Origin of the sequence: Arthrobacter sp. UCD-GKA (genome assembly GCF_001863355.1) — a bacterium.
Classification (GTDB): domain Bacteria; phylum Actinomycetota; class Actinomycetes; order Actinomycetales; family Micrococcaceae; genus Paeniglutamicibacter.
Window position 1 is genome coordinate 110,688 of record NZ_MOLR01000004.1, and the last position, 17,962, is coordinate 128,649.

Here is a 17,962-nt window from a genome sequence, read left to right on the forward strand (position 1 = left end):
TGAACAAAGCCGAACGATTTACTTCGGCTTTTCCAATGTATCGTTGGGGTGTCGACAAAGGCCGCTATCCGGCCGCGCCACCGAGCATCCCAGGGAGCAAACCATGCTTGAAATCCGCCGCCTGCGGCTGCTGCGGGAGCTGAGCATCCGCGGCACCATTGCCGAGGTTTCCGACGCCCTCAGCTACAGTCCTTCCTCCGTCTCCCAGCAGCTTTCGCTGCTGGAAAAGGAGACCGGGGTGAAGCTGCTGCGCAAGGTCGGCCGGCGCCTGCAGCTGACCCCGCAGGCCGAGGTCCTGGTAGCCCACACCGACGAGCTGCTCGACTCCATGGAACGTGCCGAGGCCGACCTCGCCTCGACCCAGCCGGCGATTGCCGGCACGGTGCGCCTGGCGGTGTTCCAGACCGCGGTGCTCTCGCTGATTCCCCCGGTGCTGCGCGAGCTGCGGCGCCAGTACCCGCACCTGCGGGTGGAGATGGTGCAGCACGAGCCGGAAACCGCCCTGCATGAGACGTGGGCGCGGGATTTCGACCTGGTCGTCGCCGAGCAGTACCCCGGTCATGCGGCCCCGCACTACGCGGCCCTGGACCGCAAGATCCTGGCCCACGACGCCATCCGCCTGGCGCTGCCGGGAAACAACGACGAGATGCCCCTGGAGTTCCGGCACGTCTCCTCCATCGAGGCCGCGGCGGGCCTCCCGTGGGTCATGGAGCCGCGCGGTGCGGCCTCCCGGCATTGGGCCGAGCAGGCCTGCCGCACCGCGGGCTTCGAGCCGGATGTGCGCTACGAGACCGCAGACCTGCAGGCCCACGTGCGATTGGTCGAATCCGGCAACGCCGTGGCCCTGCTGCCGGATTTGGTTTGGGCCTACCGGGCCCGGGACCTGCGCGTGGTCGACCTGCCCGGAGCCCCGCACCGGACCATCTTCACCGCCATGCGGCACTCCTCCGCGCAGCACCCCGGATTGGTGGCCGTGCGCAAGGCGCTGCACGAGCAGGCGGTGGCGCTCCCCGGACCGCATGCGGTCGGTGACGGTACAGTTACTTAGGTCACAAACGGGTAACGGCGCCGTGAGAGCCGCCACAAACCGGCGAACTTTGCTGTCATACTCGAGACCGGTTGCGTTCCACAGGCACGTGCCGGTGCGGCAGTGCAACCGTGCCGCCGGCAACGAAAGACCCCGGGGATCACCCTTCCCCGGGACGCCCCAACCTTCATGAGGACCCATCATGTCCGATTCAACATTCCAGCTGATAGCCATCGCGGTGTACCTTGCCGCCATGCTGGGCATCGGCTACTTCGCTTTCAAGCGCACCAACAACATCGACGACTACATGCTCGCGGGCCGCGGGCTGAAGCCCGGGGTCGCAGCGCTCTCCGCCGGTGCCTCCGACATGTCCGGCTGGCTGCTGATGGGCCTGCCCGGCGCGATCTACCTCAACGGCCTCATCGAGGCCTGGATCGCCATCGGCCTGACCATCGGCGCATGGCTGAACTGGAAGTTCGTCGCCCCGCGCCTGCGCTCCTACACGGCGGTGGCGCAGAACGCGATCACCATCCCCAGCTTCTTCGAGAAGCGGCTGAAGGACAACAGCCACTTCCTGCGCATCGCCGCCTCGGTCATCATCCTGGCGTTCTTCACCTTCTACGTTTCCTCCGGCATGGTGGCCGCGGGCAAGTTCTTCGAGTCCTCCTTCGGCTGGAACTACCTCACCGGCCTGTTCGTGGTCGCCGGCGTCACCCTGCTCTACACCCTTTTCGGCGGATTCCTGGGCGCAACCCTCACCGACGTCGCCCAGGGCCTGCTGATGTTTGCCGCACTCATTGCCGTCCCGATCGTGGCCATCTTCCAGATGGGCAACATCGGGCAGATCGGTGACAAGATCACGCAGGTCAACCCGGATGCGCTGAACCTGTTCTCGTCCTTCAACACGACCAACGGATTCCTGGCCGCCGTCGCCATCTTCTCCACCGCGGCCTGGGGCCTGGGCTACTTCGGCCAGCCGCACATCATCGTGCGCTTCATGGCGCTGCGCTCCCCGTCCGAGGCCAAGACGGCCCGACGCATCGGCATCGGCTGGATGATGCTCACGGCACTGGGCGCGATCGTCACCGCCCTGGTCGGCATCGCCTACTTTGCCGGCAGCCCGGAAAAGGAGATCACCGACCCGGAGACGGTCTTCCTGCTGCTGAGCCAGATCTTCTTCCACCCGTTCGTGGCGGGGCTGGTGCTCGCCGCGGTGTTGGCGGCCATCATGTCCACCATGTCCTCGCAGCTGATCGTCTGCTCCTCGGCCCTGGTCGAGGACTTGTACAACATCGCCGGCAAGAAGCTGACCCCCAAGCGCGAGGTCATGCTCGGGCGCACCGGTGTGCTGGTCGTGGCCGTTGTTGCCGCGGCGCTGGCCCTGAACCGGGATTCCAGCATCCTGGAGCTGGTCTCCTTCGCCTGGGCCGGCTTCGGCGCTGCCTTCGGACCGATCGTGCTGTTGAGCCTGTACTGGCGCAAGCTGACCTCCACCGGCGCCCTGGCGGGCATGCTCACCGGTGCCGTGACGGTCTTCGTCTGGGGCAACATCGATGTGCTGTCCAGTGCCATGTACGAGATCGTTCCGGGCTTCGTGCTCAACCTCTTGGTTGCCGTGCTGGTCTCCCGGGCCACCTACAAGCACAACGCCGCCATCGAGGAGGAGTTCTCCGCGATGGAAGCGGAAATCGAGGAGAACGCACCCTACGTCGAGGCACCCGTCGTTCCGTAGCCAACCCCTGGATGTGACCCTGCCCCCTCGCCATGTTTCGGCGAGGGGGCAGAGTCGTGCTTGACTTGGAACGACAAATAGTCACTCGCTTATACAAAGAGCCCCTGAGAGGGAGGAAAGTCGCATGAAGGAACTTTTCGATTTCAATTTCGACAGCTTCGTCACCCCCAAGGTCGTCAAGATCGTCTACATCTTGATCACCGTCGGCCTGGGCATCCTGTACCTGGGCATCGTGATTTCCGCGTTCGCCACCAGGCAGGTGGCCTTCGGCTTCCTGGCGCTGATCATCATCGGCCCCCTGGTGGTGCTGATCTACCTGGCGTTGGCACGCATGGGCCTGGAATCGCTGATCGCCACGATCCGCACCGCGCAGAACACCGGCGAACTGGTGCGCCTGGCCGGCGGCAATGCCGCAGGCTCCAACCAGCCCGCACCCGGCACCTACCCGGGAGGCACGGGCCCCTCGTTCGGCGGCCCCGCAGGCCCGCCGGCACCTCCGGCCAACCCCTACGGGAATGGGCCGCAGGCCTAGCCGCTCCACCGGCCACGGCAAAACCGGCGGTGGATTCACGGGAAAACCCTAGCGGCCCCGCGAATCCACCGCCGGTTCCGTTTTCCCCTCCCCCGGCGAGCGCGCACGGACCCACAGAGAACCGGTTTTCGACGGTAAGATCTTGGCATGCCTGATGTCTCCGTACCCTCCCCGAACGCGCCCGAGACCACGCCCAAGCCCGAGGTCGTGGACGATTTTGTCACCCGCAGCCACCGCACCGCTTCCGGGTTGCGCTACACCAGCACCACCGGCCGGATGGTGCTGCGCAAGGAAGAAGACACCGAGGGCAAGACCGAGGGCTTCAACGCCAAGGCGGAGATCTTCCTGGTCGCCTACACCGCCGAGACCGAGGAAGCACCCGCAACCGGGAACGGGACCAAGTCCCGCGCCAAGAAGCCGTCCGGACCAACGGCGGCCAACCGGCGCCCGGTGGTGTTCGCATTCAACGGCGGCCCCGGCTCGGCCAGCCTCTGGCTGCACATGGGCCTGCTGGGACCGCGCATCGTCGATTCCGGGGACGTGGGAAACATGACCCCGGCACCGTACGGGGTCATCGACAACCCCGAGTCGCTGCTCGAGCACGCCGATGTGGTGATGATCGACCCGGTGAACACCGGGTTCTCCCGCGTCGTTGAGGGCGGGACCACCGACGAATTCCATTCCTTCACCGCCGACCGCGACCTGGTCGCCGAGGTCATCCGGCTTTGGGTCACCCGCAACCAGCGCTGGCTCTCCCCCAAGTACCTCATCGGCGAGTCCTACGGCACCATGCGCGCGGTGGCCGTGGCCCGGCGCCTGCAGGAGGCCCACGGCATGGCGGTGAACGGGCTGGGGCTGATCTCCACGGTGCTGAACATGTCCACCCTGGACTTCGCCCCGGGCAACGACACCCCCTACGCCCTGCACCTGCCCACCTACGCGGCGATCGCCCACTACCACGGCCGCCACGGCAACCGCCCGCTGGAAGAGATCGTGCGCGATGCCGAGGACTACGCCTCGGGCGACTACGTGGTGGCCCTGCACCTGGGCAACCGGCTCTCCAAGCGCAAGTACGACGGGGTGGTCAAGCACCTGGCCGAGCTCACCACGCTCTCCGAGTCCTTCATCCGGCGCACCAACCTGCGCTGGGACTACATGGAATTCGCCACCGAGCTGCTGCGCGAAAACGGGCTGATGGTCGGGCGCATCGACGGGCGCTTCACCGGGGTCCCCCCGCGCCTGCAGGAATCCCACACCTGGGACGACCCCTCGATGCGCGCCATCACCGGCCCCTTCTCCGCGGCCATCAACCACTACGTGCGCGCCGAGCTGGGCTACGAATCGGACCTGCCCTACGAGGTGCTCACCGGCCGGGTGAACCCCTGGAGCTACGACACCTTCGAAGGCAAGCCCATCGACGTCACCGGGGACCTCGAGCGCCTGCTCATCGACATCCCGGAGCTGCGCGTGCACGTGGACTACGGCTACCACGACGGCGCGACCCCGCACTATGCAGCCGAGTACGTCTGGGCGCACCTGGACGTGCCGCCGGCGGCCAGGGAACGGTTCAGCCACCACTACTACGCGGCCGGGCACATGATGTACCTGGACCCGGCCGTGCGCACCACGCAGCTGGCCGCACTGGCCGGGTTCGTCACGGGGGTGTAGCGCCGCAGTCCGGGTGGCTAAGCTGGGACCATGGCCTGGCAGCGCACGCAAACCCACTTCCTCGCACGTCCCACCGCCGCGGTGTGGGAGGTGCTGCGCGACCCATCCCGGGTCCCCCAATGGAACCGGGCCATTGCGCGCCTGGAACCGCACGAGGTGCCGGTGGCCGCCGGGACCGAGCTGGACCTGGCCCCCGCGGGGAAGCTCATCGGGCCGATCCATTCGGCCACCGCACCAGCGGCAACCGTCACCCGGTTCGACGAGGGCAGCTCCATCGCCTGGCGCCAGCCGCAGCCCGGCGGGCACCTGCTGGTGGACTGGTCGCTGCGAGAGGTTCCCGGGGGCACCGAACTGACCCAGTCGGTCACGGTCGCAGGCCCGGCCTCCGTCGTGTTCGCGCAGACCGCGGCCAAGCCGATCGCGGCACACTTCGCCGAGAACTGCGCCCGGCTCTATGCGCTGGCCGGGGGAACCGCCACGCACGAGTTGCGCATCGTCATCGCCGGGGGCCACGGGTTCCTCGGCTCCCGCGCCGCGGCGGACCTGTACTGCCGCGGGCACGAGGTCACCATCCTCACCCGCACCATCCGTCCCGAGAGCCCCTACACCCAGGTCCTGTGGGACGGGAAGAACCAGGGCCCCTGGTCCACCGTCCTCTACCGCGCCGGAGCAGACACCGCGGTGCTGAACCTGGCCGGGGAACTGGTGGACCTGCCGCCAACCGAGGCCAACATCGCGCGCCTGCGCTCCTCGCGCGTGGATTCCACCCGCGCACTGGTGGACGCCTCGAATGCCGCCCCGGAGCCGCTGTCCGCGTTCCTGCAGGCCAGCACCACCGCGATCTTCGCCGACGCCGGAGAACGGCACCTCACCGAGGATTCCTCCCTGCCCACCGGCGCGGCCGCGCTGGCGCAGATGACCGGGGTGGCCAAGCCCTGGGAGGATGCGGCGGCCGGGGCGCATACGAAGCGGCTGAACATCCTGCGCACCTCCCTGGTCTTCGAGCAGGAGAGCCCGTTGGTGGACCGACTGTCGCTGCTGGCCCGGGTCGGCCTGGGCGGCCCGGTGGCCGGCGGGGACCAATGGGTCAGCTGGATCCACCTGGCCGACTGGCTGCGCATCGTCCGGGCGGCCCTGGGGCTGGAGGAAAACCTCGCCCTCCCGGCCGGGACCATCCACCTCGCGGCCCCGCATCCGGTGCGCAACAGCCAAATGATGGCCGCGCTGCGTGCCCGCGTGGCGCCCGGGCCCCTGCGCAGGTTCTCGCTGCCCACCCCCAGGCCGATCCTCTCCGCAGGCGCAGTGCTGCTGCACACCGACCCGGCACTGGGCACCACCGGACGGCACGTGACTTCCAGGGTGCTGGCCGATGCCGGGTTCGAGTTTGCCTATCCGGACTTCGAGGCGGCGCTGGGGCAGATCCTTGGCTGAGGATCGCCGGCTGCGCCACGCCGTCATGGACTCGCCCCTCGGCGAGCTGCGGATCGTGGCCTCGACGCGCGGGATCGCCGGGATCTACATGGAAAACCACTCCCACCCGCCGGACCCCGAGAAGCTCGGGCAATTGCTGGGCTCGGTGGCCGACGACCCGTTCATCGCCCACTGCGCGAGCGAGCTTGCCGAATACTTCGCCGGCACCCGGACCGCCTTCGGGGTGCCGCTGGATGCGCAGGGAACCGAGTTCCAGAAGCGGGTCTGGGAGCAATTGGCACGCATTGAATTCGGCACGTCCCGCAGCTACGGACAGCTGGCCCTGGCGCTGGGCGATGAGAAGCTGACGCGCGCGGTGGGCACCGCCAACGGGCGCAACCCGATCTCGATCATCGTTCCGTGCCATCGGGTCATCGGTGCGGACGGTTCGCTGACCGGATACGCCGGAGGGCTGGGGGCCAAGCTGTTCCTGCTGCGCCTCGAAGGCATCGAGCCGCCGCCCGAGGCAACCCTGTTCTAGGAAAGCTCGGACGCGGCTCAGGCCAGGATCAACGTGTCCAGGGCCTGGCGCAGCAGGACCTTGGCTTCCTCGTCCAGACGCGGTCCGGTGATCAGCGCGTCGACCTGGGACAGCGGGACGATCTGGCACAGCCCGGTCACGCCCCACTTGGTGTGGTCGGCCACGATGATCTGCCGTGCCGCCGCCTTGATGAAGGCCTGGTTGGTCTGCGCCTCGAGCATGTTCGGGGTGGTGAACCCGTCCTCGGAGGTCATGCCGTGCACACCCAAAAAGAGCACGTCCACGTGCAACTGGCCCAGCGCCGAGAGTGCCAGCGGTCCGACCAAGGCGTCGGAGACGGTGCGGATCCCGCCGGTCAGGATGATGTTCTGGCTCGGGTTGGCCGCGGCATAGAAGATCTCGGCGATCCGCGGGGAGTTGGTCACCACGGTCAGGTCCTTGATCCCGGTGCACTGCGAGGCCAGGGCGTAGGTGGTGGTGCCCGAGTTCAGCGCGATCGACATGCCGGGCTTGATCAGCTTCACGGCGGCCTGGGCAATGGCCTGCTTTTCGCCGGATTCCAGTGCGAGCTTGTGCGTGAAGCCCGGTTCGCTGCTGGTCGGGGCGGCATCCAGCGTGGCCCCTCCGTGGACCTTGACCAGCGCGCCGCGCTCGGCCAGCGCGTTCAGGTCGCGCCGCACCGTCATCTCCGAGACGCCCAGCTCGGCGGCCAGGGACGTCACGCGCACCTGCTCGCGTTCTCGCAGGGCATCGAGAATGCGTTGTTGCCGGGCACTGGCCAGCATCTCGGTCATGGCGATCCGTTCGGTTGGGCATCTGGTTCAGTAATCCATCGTAGCGAAAAAACGAACACAAATCGTCGTTTGGTGTTCGAAGTTGCGCGGAACGGATCCGCCAGCCCCTGCCCGGGATTTCCCCGCGCCCACATCCGCCAATGATGGGGACGTCCGGCGACGGGCCCTTGGGAGCATGTTCCCCTCCTTCCGCCTTACGTTGCCTTCTGATAGAATTTGATCGGAATTGTTTGATTTGGATTGATGACATATCTCGCCAAGGAGCAGCAGTGGACCAGAACCCCAGCCCGAGCGAACCGGTACGCAGCACCCTGGCCGACGGACGGGAACTGCTCTATTTCTTCGACGAGGCCGCGGTCCCGGCCGGCTTCACCGCCCCGGCCGACACCCGCGAGCTGCCTGCCCGCCCGGCAACCTCGCAACTGCGCTACGACGCACTGGCAGGGGACTGGATCTCCTTCGCCGCCCACCGCCAGGGCCGTACGCACCTGCCGGCGGCCAGCGAATGCCCGCTGTGCCCCACGCGACCGGACATGGCCAGTGAGATTCCGGCGGACACCTACGACGTCGTGGTCTTCGAGAACCGCTTCCCTTCCTTCGGGCCCGGGCAGCATGCCTCGCACGTGGAGGCCGAGCTCGGCGCGGTGCGCCCGTCCCATGGCCGCTGCGAAGTCATTGCCTTCGGCCCCGGGCACACCGAATCGCTCACCACGCTCGGCGAGCGCCGCATCCGCACCGTGATCGAGGCGTGGGCCCAGCGCACCACGGAACTGGGCGCGCTTGAGGGCATCGGGCAGGTCTTCCCGTTCGAGAACCGGGGAGCCGAGATCGGGGTGACGCTGCACCACCCGCACGGGCAGGTCTACGCCTACCCGTACACCACCCCGCGCACCGAGAACCAACTGGCGCGGGCCGCCGCTCACAAGGCGCGCACCGGGAACAACCTCATGGCCGACATCCTGGACTTCGAGGTCGCCGACGGACGGCGCGTGCTGGAACGCGGCACCCACTTCACCACCTTCGTGCCCTATGCCGCGCGCATGCCCGTCGAGGTGCACCTGGTGCCCCACCGCCAGGTCGCGGACCTGGGCGAGCTGACCGGCGAGGAGCGCGACGAGCTGGCTGCCATGTACCACCGGCTGCTGCTCACCGTGGACGGGTTGTACTCCACCCCCACCCCGTACATCGCCGGCTGGTTCCAGGCTCCGCAGACGCACGAGCACCGGTCCGAGGCCTGGCTGCACCTGCAGCTGACTTCCCCGCGCCGCGCCGAGAACAAGCTCAAGTACCTGGCCGGCTCCGAGGCTGCCATGGGCGCGTTCATCGGGGATGTCACACCCGAGGCCGCCGCCGCGGCGCTGCGCGCGTCCGCCGCCCGCTTGGCGAACACCATTCCCGCCCTGTGAAAGACTATGCCATGACCGCCCTGCCCACCGCCTTCGATGCCTTGCCCGCTTTCTTCACCGCCTTGTATGGCTCCTCCCCCGACGCGTGCTTTGCCGCGCCCGGCCGGGTGAACCTCATCGGCGAGCACACCGACTACAACGAGGGCTTCGTGCTGCCCTTCGCCATCGACCGGGCCGCGGGAGTCGGGCTGCGGATCCGCCCGGAGGGATCCGGGCGGTTGCTGCGCGTCGCCTCGACCCGGGGCGGCCCGGTCGTCGAGGCCGAGCTGGATGCGCTGGTCCCCCAGGCGGTGGCCCCGTGGGCCCGCTACGTCGCCGGGGTCTTCTGGGCGCTGGAACAACGCGGTTTCACCCTGCCCGGCACCGACATCCTGGTGGATTCCTCGGTGCCGATCGGGGCGGGCCTGTCCTCCTCGGCCGCCCTCGAATGCGCCGTGGCCTTTGGCCTGAACGAGCAGTTGGGCCTGGGCCTTTCCCGCGAGGAACTGGTGCTGGTGTGCCAGTCGGCCGAAAACGACTTCGTCGGGGCACCGACCGGGATCCTGGACCAGTCGGCCTCGCTGCTAAGCACCCCCGACCACGCCCTGTTCCTTGACTGCCGCACCCGCCAGGGGCGCCAGGTGGCCCTGCCGTTGGCGGCCGCAGGCCTGGTGATGCTGGTGATCGATACCCGGGTCAGCCACGCCCACGATTCGGGCGGCTACAAGGAGCTGGTGGCTGCCTGCACCCGCGGGGCGGAGGAACTGGGAGTCAAGGCCCTGCGCGATGTGGGGATCGAACGCCTGGCCGAGGCCGAGGCCAGCCTGGCCCCGGCGATCTATCGGCGGGTCAAGCACATTGTCACCGAGAACCAGCGGGTGCTTCGGACCGTCGAGCTGTTGGAAAGCCAGGGGCCGGCGGCCATCGGCGAGCTGCTGGTGGCCAGCCACGCCTCGATGCGCGACGACTTCGGGATCTCCAGCGTCGAGCTGGACCTGGCCGTGGACACCGCAATCGCCGCGGGCGCCATCGGTTCCCGGATGACCGGCGGCGGCTTCGGCGGCTCGGCGATCGCCTTGGTTGAGGTCTCGCGCGCCGGTCAGGTCTCGGCCGCGGTGCAGGAGGCCTTTGCCGCGGCCCAATACATCGCCCCGGAAATCTTCTCCGTGGTCCCCGGGCCCGGCGCCCGGCAGCTGTAGTCAGCAGGGCAGCGACGAAGGAAGCAGCACGGGCGTCCTGAGAACGGCTCCGGCCCCGTCGGCACCGCGGTAGGCGCGGCACACGCCCAGCCCGCGGCCGGCCAGATTGGCCTTGATCTGCCGCAGCGAGTCGGGGGCGAAGCCCTGCCACTGCATGTGCATCAGCACGGTGTCCCCGGCCCTGGCGGCCGAAGCCCGGGCCACCGTGGTCGCCTTCGACTTGGTGCTCCAGTCAAGGGTGTCGCGCGACCAGGTCCAGATCGCCATGCCCACCCGGTCGTAGGCGCACACGACGCTGGCGTCGACCGCACCGTACGGGGGCCGGCCGAAATTGGTGTGCACACCTGTGCCGCCGAGCTGGGCGGCGGCGGCCGAACAACTCAGCGGGCGCAGGTCCGGGTGGCTCACCGAGTGGTTGATGACCCATTGCCCCTTGGCCCGGGCCCGCGCCGCCAGGTCGACGCCGTAACGCGACTTGAACGAGGACAGGCAGTTGCCGGTCGGTGCGATGACCAGGCCCATGTTGTGGCTTGCCGCGTAGTCGATGGTCGCGGTGAAGGCGCTGAGCGTGCGCGGGCAGTCGTCGAAGGTCAGCACCACGCGCGAGGTGCGGTTCGGTCCGGTGGACCGGGGCGTGCCGGGTGCCGATGGCGTGGAGGTTCCGCTGCCGGTGGTGACGTACGCATTGGAAACCCAGCCGGTGCGACCGGCGTAGCCGACCTTGTACCAGCCGTTGGAGGCCCGGTCGAAGACCTTCACCGTGGTGCCATTCGGAATGGTCAGCAGGATCCGGTAGCCGGTGCTCGGACCAGTGCGCAGGTTCAGGTTCGCGGTGGTGCGCACCGACGCCGGCAACGCCCCCGGGGACGAGGAAGCCACGGCGGTGACGTAGTAGTTGCTGACCCATCCGGTGCGGCCGGCGTAGCTGACCTTGTACCAGCCGTTGGAGGCACGCGAGAGCACCTTGACCGTGGTGCCCTTCGGAATGGTCAGCAGGATCCGGTACCCGGTGCTCGGACCCGTGCGCAGGTTCAGGTTCGCGGTGGTGCGCACCGACGCCGGAAGCGCCGCCGCCACCGTCACGGACGCCGAGGCCGCAGCGGCGGGCACCTCGGAGACCCCGGCAGCCATCGTCGGAACCGACGAAACCAGCAGCGCCGCGGCCACCAGGAGCCCGCAGGCCCCCTTCACTGAACTGTATTGTCCCCAAGACCCCAACATCGAAAATTCCCCCCTGATTGCTTCCCCCCAGAAGACTGTTGCCGCCAGTATGGGGCCGCAGGCCGCCACCCGCAATCGATATTCCATGTTGTGCCCTAATTGTGCGCAACACGATGCATTCGCGTCCGTTGGATAACGTCTTGGGGTGTGCCCCGCGGGCACCGCACTCCTAGCCATTTCCCTGCAAATGCGCATACTGTGGGAGGGAATGACGCGCGGGTCCTGCCCGCGCGCTGCGTTCGTTGCAGGAATGAGGGATTCGCATGGATCGCGTTGCCATCGTCTACTACCAACGTGATGCACTTGCCAAGCTGCGTTCCACCGAGCTTGCCGAGCAATTGCACGCCCATGAGCTGCGCTCCGAAATCCTTGAAGTCACCAGTTCATCGGCGCACGAACTCATCTATTTCGACGGCGTGGTCCTGGTGGGCCCGCTGCGCTTTTCACGCATGCACGGACTGGCGTTGGTCAAGGCCGTGTTCGGGTTCAGGCCCGTTGCCCTGTTGCTGACCGGTTCCGGCGACAGCGACCGCATCCTGCGCCTGCTGCCCAAGCACATGCGCGGGGAAGTGCCCGTGTTCACGGCCGGAGGCAGCGACCTCCCGCATGCCGGGATTGAACCGCTGGTGACGTGGTTGCGCGCCATGATCGGCTATTCGGGATACCGGGCCATCGGTTGAACCGCACCACGCGACATACACGAAAGGCCCCAAACATGATGTTTGAGGCCTTCCGTATTTCGTGGAGGTAAGGGGATTCGAACCCCTGACCTTCTGCATGCCATGCAGACGCGCTACCAACTGCGCCATACCCCCGAAAAGGATTGGTTTCAGGCTTTCCCGAAGGGCTGCCGAACCGAGATAACAATCTACAGCACCCCGGCACCCAAACGCCAATCGACCCGGTTCCACTTGCCCCGCACGCCCGGCCGAACCGCACCGCCGGACGCAGGAAAGCGCAAAAACCCGCGGCAAAACCAGCACCGCGAACCCAAACATGACGTCGCTCACAGCGGCCTTCCGGACGACGTGCGGGACGCGGCACCGCGGTGCCCGCGGGCTTCGGACCCCAACACAGCCAGCTGTCCGCTCCTGCGGCACGGAATCCGCTTCCTGCGAGTCTTCACAGGTCAGGTGACACACCTAATACCGCTGGGTGTCAGGTTAGTAAGAGATGGCCCAAAATCTCGCTACTCTAGCAACATGGCAATACGTGGTTCATACGCAAAGGGCATAGCAAAGCGTGCCGAGATTCTAGATGTGGCGCTGGAGGTGTTTGCACTTGAAGGCTACCGGGGAACATCCCTGCGCAAGGTCGCGAGCCTGTGCAACTTGTCCCTGGCCGGGGTGATGCATTACTTCGACTCCAAGGAAGACCTTCTCGTCCAGATCCTGCGCAGGCGCGACGCCCGCAACGAAATCACCGGCACCCTGGAGCAGCAAGAAGACCAGTTTGCCGATGTCTTGGGGCAGGCACCCAGCGAGCCCGGCCTGATTGCCCTGTACGTGACGATGGCCGCGGCGGCCGCGAACCCGGAGCATCCCGCGGCGGCCTACTTCCAGGAACGCAATGCCCGGTTGCTGAAGATTTCCGAAGACTCCTACTACGCCGGCAAGGCCACGCCGTCGGCCGAGGAACTCGAGTATTTCCGCACCATGACGCGCTTGGTCCTGGCTGCGGCCGATGGCCTGCAGCTTCAGTGGCTGGTGGACCGCAGCATCGATGTCGTGGGCACCATGCAGGAACTGATGTCCCAGACGCACGATGCCATGGACAAGAAGCTGGGGCGCCTGGCGGCGACTTCCGAGTAACGCGCCACCGCGCCCGCCGGTGCCGCTACCTCGACGCGGCTGCCGCCAGTCGCTTGGCCCGGAATCCCGTGGCCAGCGCCAGCAGCAGCCCGAGGAGTGCCAGGCCCGCACCGAGGAACGCGGGCGCCCGGTACCCGAGCCCGGCGGTGATGACCGCCGCGCCCAGGGCCGCGCCCAGCGCGTTGGCGACATTCAGTGCCGAGTGGTTCAGCGAGGCGGCCAAAGACTGCGCGTGGGGGGCCGAATCCATGAGCAACGCCTGCAGCGCCGGCACCAGCAGCGAGCCGGTGCCGCCGAGGATGAAGACCAGCACCAAGGTCGGCACCATGTGGGTCGCCACCACGCCGAACAGCGCCATGAAGAGCACCATGGCGGAGGTCGCGACGTAGATGGCGCCAAGAACTGACCAGTCGGCCAGTCTTCCGCCAATCAGCGAGCCGACCACCATGCCGATGCCGTAGAGTCCCAGCACCAGCGGCACGGCCCGGATCGGCAGCCCGGTGACATCGGTGAGGATCGGGCTGATGTAGGAATACACGGCGAAGAACCCGCCGAAGCCGACGATGCCTGTGAGCATCGCCATCCACACCTGTCCGCTGCGCAGCGCGGACAGTTCCCTGCGGATGCTGGCTCCCTCGTGCACCGGGGAGAATGGCACGAAAATGCGGATGGCAACCCAGGTCAGTGCCCCGACGAGGCCGACCACGGCAAACATCCAGCGCCAGCCGAAACTCTGCCCCAGGAACGTCACCGCGGGCACGCCAAGCACGTTGGCAACCGAGAGCCCCAGCATCACCCAGGCGATGGCGCGTCCGCGCATCGACGCGGGCACCAGGGTGCCTGCCAGGATCGCGGCGATGCCGAAGTACGCGCCGTGCGGCAGCCCGGCCAGGAAGCGGGACACGAGCATCCACTCGTAGTTCGCGGCGAACAGGGAGCTGAGGTTGGCCAGCGTGAAGAACGCCATGAGCCACAGGACCATGGTCTTGCGGGCGACCCGGGCGCCCAGTGCCGTGAGGATCGGTGCCCCCACCACGACGCCCAAGGCGTAGGCGGAGATCAGCAGGCCCATCCGGGCGTTGCTGACGCCCAGGTCCGCGGCGCCTTCCTGGAGCAGGCCCATGATGGCGAATTCGGTGGTGCCGATGCCGAACCCGCCCATGGCCAGGGCCACGACCGCCAGCATCAGTGCGCGCCCCGATAGTTGGGTGGAGCGTTTCAGGTTGGTGCTGCCCGGGGCGGTGGCGTCGGAATTCACGGGTCTCTTTTCGAGGTACGGTGCGGAGTCGACGGCGGGCAAACGCTTGCGTTCCTGCCGCCGCAGACTCCAGCCTACGTGGCTACAAGCACCGCGGGGAGCCTTGGTGAGCACCCCCACAACCGGTACGGATCAGGGTGCCTCGCGTTGTTCCGGGACCTGTGGTGCCGGCCCTAGAGGGCCATCAGGTCGTTGCCCGTGTCCTGGAGCGTCGCCACCGGGATGCTCTTGCCGATCATCGAGCGCAGGTGGTCGTTGACGTCCCAGATGTTCACGTTCATGGCGGCGGTGACCACGCCGTGGCGCAACCAGAAGATGATGAACTCCCCCGAGGCCATGTCCCCGCGCACCACCGCCTCGTCCTCGGCCTGCCGGTCCCCGACGTATTCCATGCCCAAGTCGAACTGGTCGGTGAAGAAGTACGGGAACCAGTCATAGGATTGATCGCGTCCCAGGATGGTGGCGGCGGCGAGCTTGCCCTGGCGGATCGCGTTGTCCCAGTGCTCGACCCGCATGTTCCGGCCCAGCGCGGTGTTGTAGGCCTCGGCGATGTCGCCGATCGCCAGGATGTTCTTGTCGCTGCTGCGCAGGTGCTCATCGACCACGACCCCGCTGCCGACCTCGAGGCCCGCGGCGACGGCCAGCTCGTTGTTGGGCACCGCCCCGATGGCCAGCAGGACGATGTCCGCGGGAATGTCCCCGGTCGGGGTCTGCACCACCAACCCCTTTTGGGGGTCCGCGGCGATTCCGGTGACCCCGGTACCGAAGCGGCACTGGACGCCGTTGGCGATGTGCAGCTGCGCCACATGCGACCCGAATTCGGTGCCCATGGCCGTCGCGAGGGGAACCTGGTCCGGAGTCAGCACCGTGACCTCGAGGCCGGCCGAGCGTGCCGAGGCCCCGACCTCCATCCCGATCCACCCGGCGCCGATGATGACCAGGTGCCGGCCGGACACGAGTTGCTCCTTGATGGCCTTCGAGTCGTCCAGCGACCGCAGCGTGTAGACGCCGGGCAGGTCCCACCCGGTCATGTTGGCGTTGCGGCCGCCGAGCCGGGAACGGCATCCGGTGGCGATCACGAGGTTTTCGTAGCCCAGGGTCGAGGAGTCCGACAGGGAGACGGTCTTGGCTGCCGTGTCGATGGCTTCGGCCGTGGTGCCCAGGCGCATCGCAACGTCCGCTCCGGTGTACCAGCTTCCGGGGAAGGGCTCGAGTTCCAGGGCGGGCTTGCTGCCCTGGAGGAATTCCTTGGACAGCGGGGGGCGTTCGTAGGGAACTTCGTTTTCGGAGGCGATGAGTGTGATGGGCCTGGAGTAGCCGCCCTCGCGCAATTCGTGGATGCAATGGGCCGCGGCAAGTCCGCCGCCGATCACCACCGTCCCAAATTCTCCTTGCGCTTCCGCTTGCGTCGTCGCCGCTTCACTCATGGTTTTCGTCTCCTGCCAGGATGGTGCCACCGCCGTGATTCGGGGTTTTCGGGAAAGTGGTGGTGACCGTGTGTATTCCTCTCTTCAGAATGTCACTTGGCGTGGCAAGAGTCGAGGGTTCGGCCATGGCCGATGGATGGGAGCCGAAGAACAGCAGCATTCCGGCTGGGAATCACGTGACAGGTCTCTGGGCGGAATCACAGCCGCCGTCGATGCATCGAACAGGCCGATGTGCGATTCTTGGTAACGATGTCTGTTTACCCGCCCCGGCCACGCGCTGCGAAACGTACCCGTCGGCCTCCCTCGCGCGCCCAGCGTTTCCTGCGGTTCCTGGTGTTTCTCGGCGCGCTGGGAACCGCGCTGCTGATCGCTTTCCACACCCGCATCCCGGATGCCCTGGGCCTGGGCCTGCTGCTGGACAACGCCGCCCCCTGGCTGGGGCTCGTGGTTCCGCTGTTGCTGCTGGTGGCGCTGTCCTCACGCAGCCGCACCTCGCTGGTGGTCCTGTTGGTGCCCGCATTGACCTGGATCCTGGCCTTTGGCCCGGCCATAGTTCCGCTGTCCTGGACGGCGCCGGCGTCCGCGACCCACACATTGACGGTCTCCAGCCAGAACACCAAGGCCGGAACCGGGGCGGCTGCGCAGTCCGCGCGGGAGCTGGCGGCAAGCGGCAGCGACGTCGTTGCCCTGCAGGAGCTCGACGCCGGCAGCGCCTCACGAGTCACCGAGGCCCTGGGCGCCGCCTATCCGCACCATTTCGTGGTGGGCACCGTCGGGGTCTGGAGCAAGTATCCGCTTGAGGGGTCCCGTTCCCTGGACCTGGGCTTGGGGTGGAAGCGGGCCCTGTCGACTCGGGTGGCCACGGGGCAGGGAGAGGTTTCGCTCTATGTCATCCATGCGGCCTCGGCCCGGCCCAACGACCACGTCGACCGCGACGTGATGCTCGGGCAGCTGGCCGCCGCGGTGCGGGCCGACCCGCGCCAAAACGTCATGGCCGTGGGCGACTTCAATGCCACCAGCACCGACCGGGCGTTCGCGCAGATGTCCACGGTGCTCGATGAGCCCAACCAGGACGACGGGCTGTTCGGGTTCACCTGGCCGCGGGCTCCCTTTGCCATGATGCGCCTTGACCATGTGCTGGTGCGCGGGCTGGAGGTCACCTCGAACAGCAATGTCGAAGCCGGGCTCAGCGACCACCTGGCCGTCCGGGCCACGGTGAACCTGCCCGGGGATTGATCCGGGACCGCCGATCGCTGGGGTTCATCCCTCCAGTCCGGTGACCCTCATGGTGATGTTGATGCGTCCGGTTTCCAGCCCGCAACCGGCGGGAGCGGTTCCGGGCAGGACCTTGGTGACGCCGTGGTATGCAAGTCGCACCGGGCCGCCGAAGACGAACAGGTCCCCGGAGGCCAACGCGATGTCTTGATAGGGCTTGCTGCGGTTCAGGGTGTTGCCGAAGCGGAAGGTGCAGGTGTCCCCGATGGAAATCGAGACCACCGGGGCCACCGACCGTTCGTCGCGATCCTGGTGCATGCCCATTTTGGAGTCGGCACCGTAGTAGTTCACCAGGGCGGTGTCGGGCGTGTAGGCCTTGGCCGCTGACTGGTCCCCGGTGGCGGCCAACAAGGCCTTGCGTCCCAGTCGCACCATCCAGTCGGGAAACTCCAGCACCCGGTTGCCGTTGACGTCGACGGCCTCGCGGGAATAGGCATAGGGCCGCCAGTGCCACCCGAGGCACACGGTCTGCACCGACATCTCGTGTGCACCGATCCTGGCCGCGCGCGGCGGCACCGGGCCCCGCCCCCACTCGTGGAAGCGGGCCACGATCCAGCGCTGTTCCTCCAGGTCCAGCCAGTCCGGAACCCAGTGGGCCCCGGGTGCCAGCTCCCGCCGGGGACGGCCCAGGAAGCTGTCGGAAAAGAGCGCGTCCATGGGTCGGGGGTCCTTCCTGTCGGTT

At 67.5% G+C, this 17,962-nt stretch carries 16 protein-coding genes and 1 tRNA gene; 11 read left to right on the forward strand and 6 right to left on the reverse strand.

Annotation, left to right across the window (positions count from 1 at the left end; all coding sequences use genetic code 11):
• Positions 1 to 103: 103 nt before the first annotated feature.
• The 6 genes from BLJ79_RS06790 (at position 104) to BLJ79_RS06815 (ending at position 6,910) form a co-directional block, all read left to right on the forward strand.
• Complete coding sequence (locus tag BLJ79_RS06790) at positions 104 to 1,048, forward strand: LysR substrate-binding domain-containing protein (RefSeq protein WP_071213973.1); 945 nt, start codon at positions 104 to 106, stop codon at positions 1,046 to 1,048.
• Between the two features lie 181 nt (positions 1,049 to 1,229).
• Positions 1,230 to 2,759 (forward strand): sodium/proline symporter PutP, encoded by a 1,530-nt coding sequence (gene putP / locus BLJ79_RS06795; RefSeq protein ID WP_071213974.1) that lies wholly within the window; start codon positions 1,230 to 1,232, stop codon positions 2,757 to 2,759.
• A 124-nt stretch (positions 2,760 to 2,883) separates the two neighbouring features.
• On the forward strand, positions 2,884 to 3,291 hold the full coding sequence (locus BLJ79_RS06800) for a DUF4282 domain-containing protein (RefSeq protein WP_071213975.1): 408 nt from the start codon (positions 2,884 to 2,886) through the stop codon (positions 3,289 to 3,291).
• A gap of 147 nt (positions 3,292 to 3,438) precedes the next feature.
• Positions 3,439 to 4,959 (forward strand): S10 family peptidase, encoded by a 1,521-nt coding sequence (locus BLJ79_RS06805; RefSeq protein WP_071213976.1) that lies wholly within the window; start codon positions 3,439 to 3,441, stop codon positions 4,957 to 4,959.
• 30 nt (positions 4,960 to 4,989) lie between these two features.
• Positions 4,990 to 6,390 carry a DUF1731 domain-containing protein gene (locus BLJ79_RS06810; protein ID WP_083411062.1) on the forward strand — a complete coding sequence of 467 codons (1,401 nt, stop codon included), beginning with the start codon at positions 4,990 to 4,992 and terminating at the stop codon, positions 6,388 to 6,390.
• Positions 6,383 to 6,910 (forward strand): methylated-DNA--[protein]-cysteine S-methyltransferase, encoded by a 528-nt coding sequence (locus tag BLJ79_RS06815; protein ID WP_286135297.1) that lies wholly within the window; start codon positions 6,383 to 6,385, stop codon positions 6,908 to 6,910. The genes BLJ79_RS06810 and BLJ79_RS06815 overlap by 8 nt, the downstream gene beginning before the upstream one ends.
• Before the next feature lie 17 nt (positions 6,911 to 6,927).
• On the opposite strand, the gene BLJ79_RS06820 is transcribed toward BLJ79_RS06815, so the two are convergent.
• Positions 6,928 to 7,704: a DeoR/GlpR family DNA-binding transcription regulator gene (locus BLJ79_RS06820; RefSeq protein WP_217641819.1), complete on the reverse strand. Its 777-nt coding sequence runs from the start codon at positions 7,702 to 7,704 to the stop codon at positions 6,928 to 6,930.
• Positions 7,705 to 7,973: 269 nt separating this feature from the next.
• Here BLJ79_RS06820 and galT point away from each other — a divergent pair, with 269 nt between their 5' ends.
• Together galT and galK are read left to right on the forward strand one after the other, a co-directional pair.
• Positions 7,974 to 9,110, forward strand: coding sequence for a galactose-1-phosphate uridylyltransferase (gene galT, locus BLJ79_RS06825; protein ID WP_071213978.1), 1,137 nt, complete (start codon positions 7,974 to 7,976; stop codon positions 9,108 to 9,110).
• An 11-nt stretch (positions 9,111 to 9,121) separates the two neighbouring features.
• Positions 9,122 to 10,288 carry a galactokinase gene (gene galK / locus BLJ79_RS06830; RefSeq protein ID WP_071213979.1) on the forward strand — a complete coding sequence of 389 codons (1,167 nt, stop codon included), beginning with the start codon at positions 9,122 to 9,124 and terminating at the stop codon, positions 10,286 to 10,288.
• Here the strand turns inward: galK and BLJ79_RS06835 are convergent, their stop codons facing one another.
• Positions 10,289 to 11,479 carry an SH3 domain-containing protein gene (locus tag BLJ79_RS06835; RefSeq protein WP_071213980.1) on the reverse strand — a complete coding sequence of 397 codons (1,191 nt, stop codon included), beginning with the start codon at positions 11,477 to 11,479 and terminating at the stop codon, positions 10,289 to 10,291.
• A gap of 293 nt (positions 11,480 to 11,772) precedes the next feature.
• Here BLJ79_RS06835 and BLJ79_RS06840 point away from each other — a divergent pair, with 293 nt between their 5' ends.
• Positions 11,773 to 12,189, forward strand: coding sequence for a hypothetical protein (locus tag BLJ79_RS06840; protein ID WP_071213981.1), 417 nt, complete (start codon positions 11,773 to 11,775; stop codon positions 12,187 to 12,189).
• Positions 12,190 to 12,251: 62 nt separating this feature from the next.
• On the opposite strand, the gene BLJ79_RS06845 is transcribed toward BLJ79_RS06840, so the two are convergent.
• Positions 12,252 to 12,324, reverse strand: a tRNA-Ala gene (locus BLJ79_RS06845).
• A 387-nt stretch (positions 12,325 to 12,711) separates the two neighbouring features.
• On the opposite strand from BLJ79_RS06845, the gene BLJ79_RS06850 reads away from it, so the two are divergent.
• A complete protein-coding gene (locus tag BLJ79_RS06850) occupies positions 12,712 to 13,320 on the forward strand; it encodes a TetR/AcrR family transcriptional regulator (protein ID WP_071213982.1) in 609 nt (202 codons plus the stop codon).
• A 25-nt stretch (positions 13,321 to 13,345) separates the two neighbouring features.
• Here the strand turns inward: BLJ79_RS06850 and BLJ79_RS06855 are convergent, their stop codons facing one another.
• Together BLJ79_RS06855 and BLJ79_RS06860 are read right to left on the reverse strand one after the other, a co-directional pair.
• Positions 13,346 to 14,578 carry an MFS transporter gene (locus BLJ79_RS06855; protein WP_498685423.1) on the reverse strand — a complete coding sequence of 411 codons (1,233 nt, stop codon included), beginning with the start codon at positions 14,576 to 14,578 and terminating at the stop codon, positions 13,346 to 13,348.
• Between the two features lie 173 nt (positions 14,579 to 14,751).
• Positions 14,752 to 16,005, reverse strand: coding sequence for an NAD(P)/FAD-dependent oxidoreductase (locus BLJ79_RS06860; RefSeq protein WP_071213983.1), 1,254 nt, complete (start codon positions 16,003 to 16,005; stop codon positions 14,752 to 14,754).
• A gap of 249 nt (positions 16,006 to 16,254) precedes the next feature.
• Between BLJ79_RS06860 and BLJ79_RS06865 the strand changes: the two genes are divergently transcribed.
• On the forward strand, positions 16,255 to 17,241 hold the full coding sequence (locus tag BLJ79_RS06865) for an endonuclease/exonuclease/phosphatase family protein (protein WP_071213984.1): 987 nt from the start codon (positions 16,255 to 16,257) through the stop codon (positions 17,239 to 17,241).
• 24 nt (positions 17,242 to 17,265) lie between these two features.
• Here the strand turns inward: BLJ79_RS06865 and BLJ79_RS06870 are convergent, their stop codons facing one another.
• A complete protein-coding gene (locus BLJ79_RS06870; protein WP_071213985.1) occupies positions 17,266 to 17,937 on the reverse strand; it encodes an alpha-ketoglutarate-dependent dioxygenase AlkB family protein in 672 nt (223 codons plus the stop codon).
• Positions 17,938 to 17,962 lie beyond the last annotated feature (25 nt).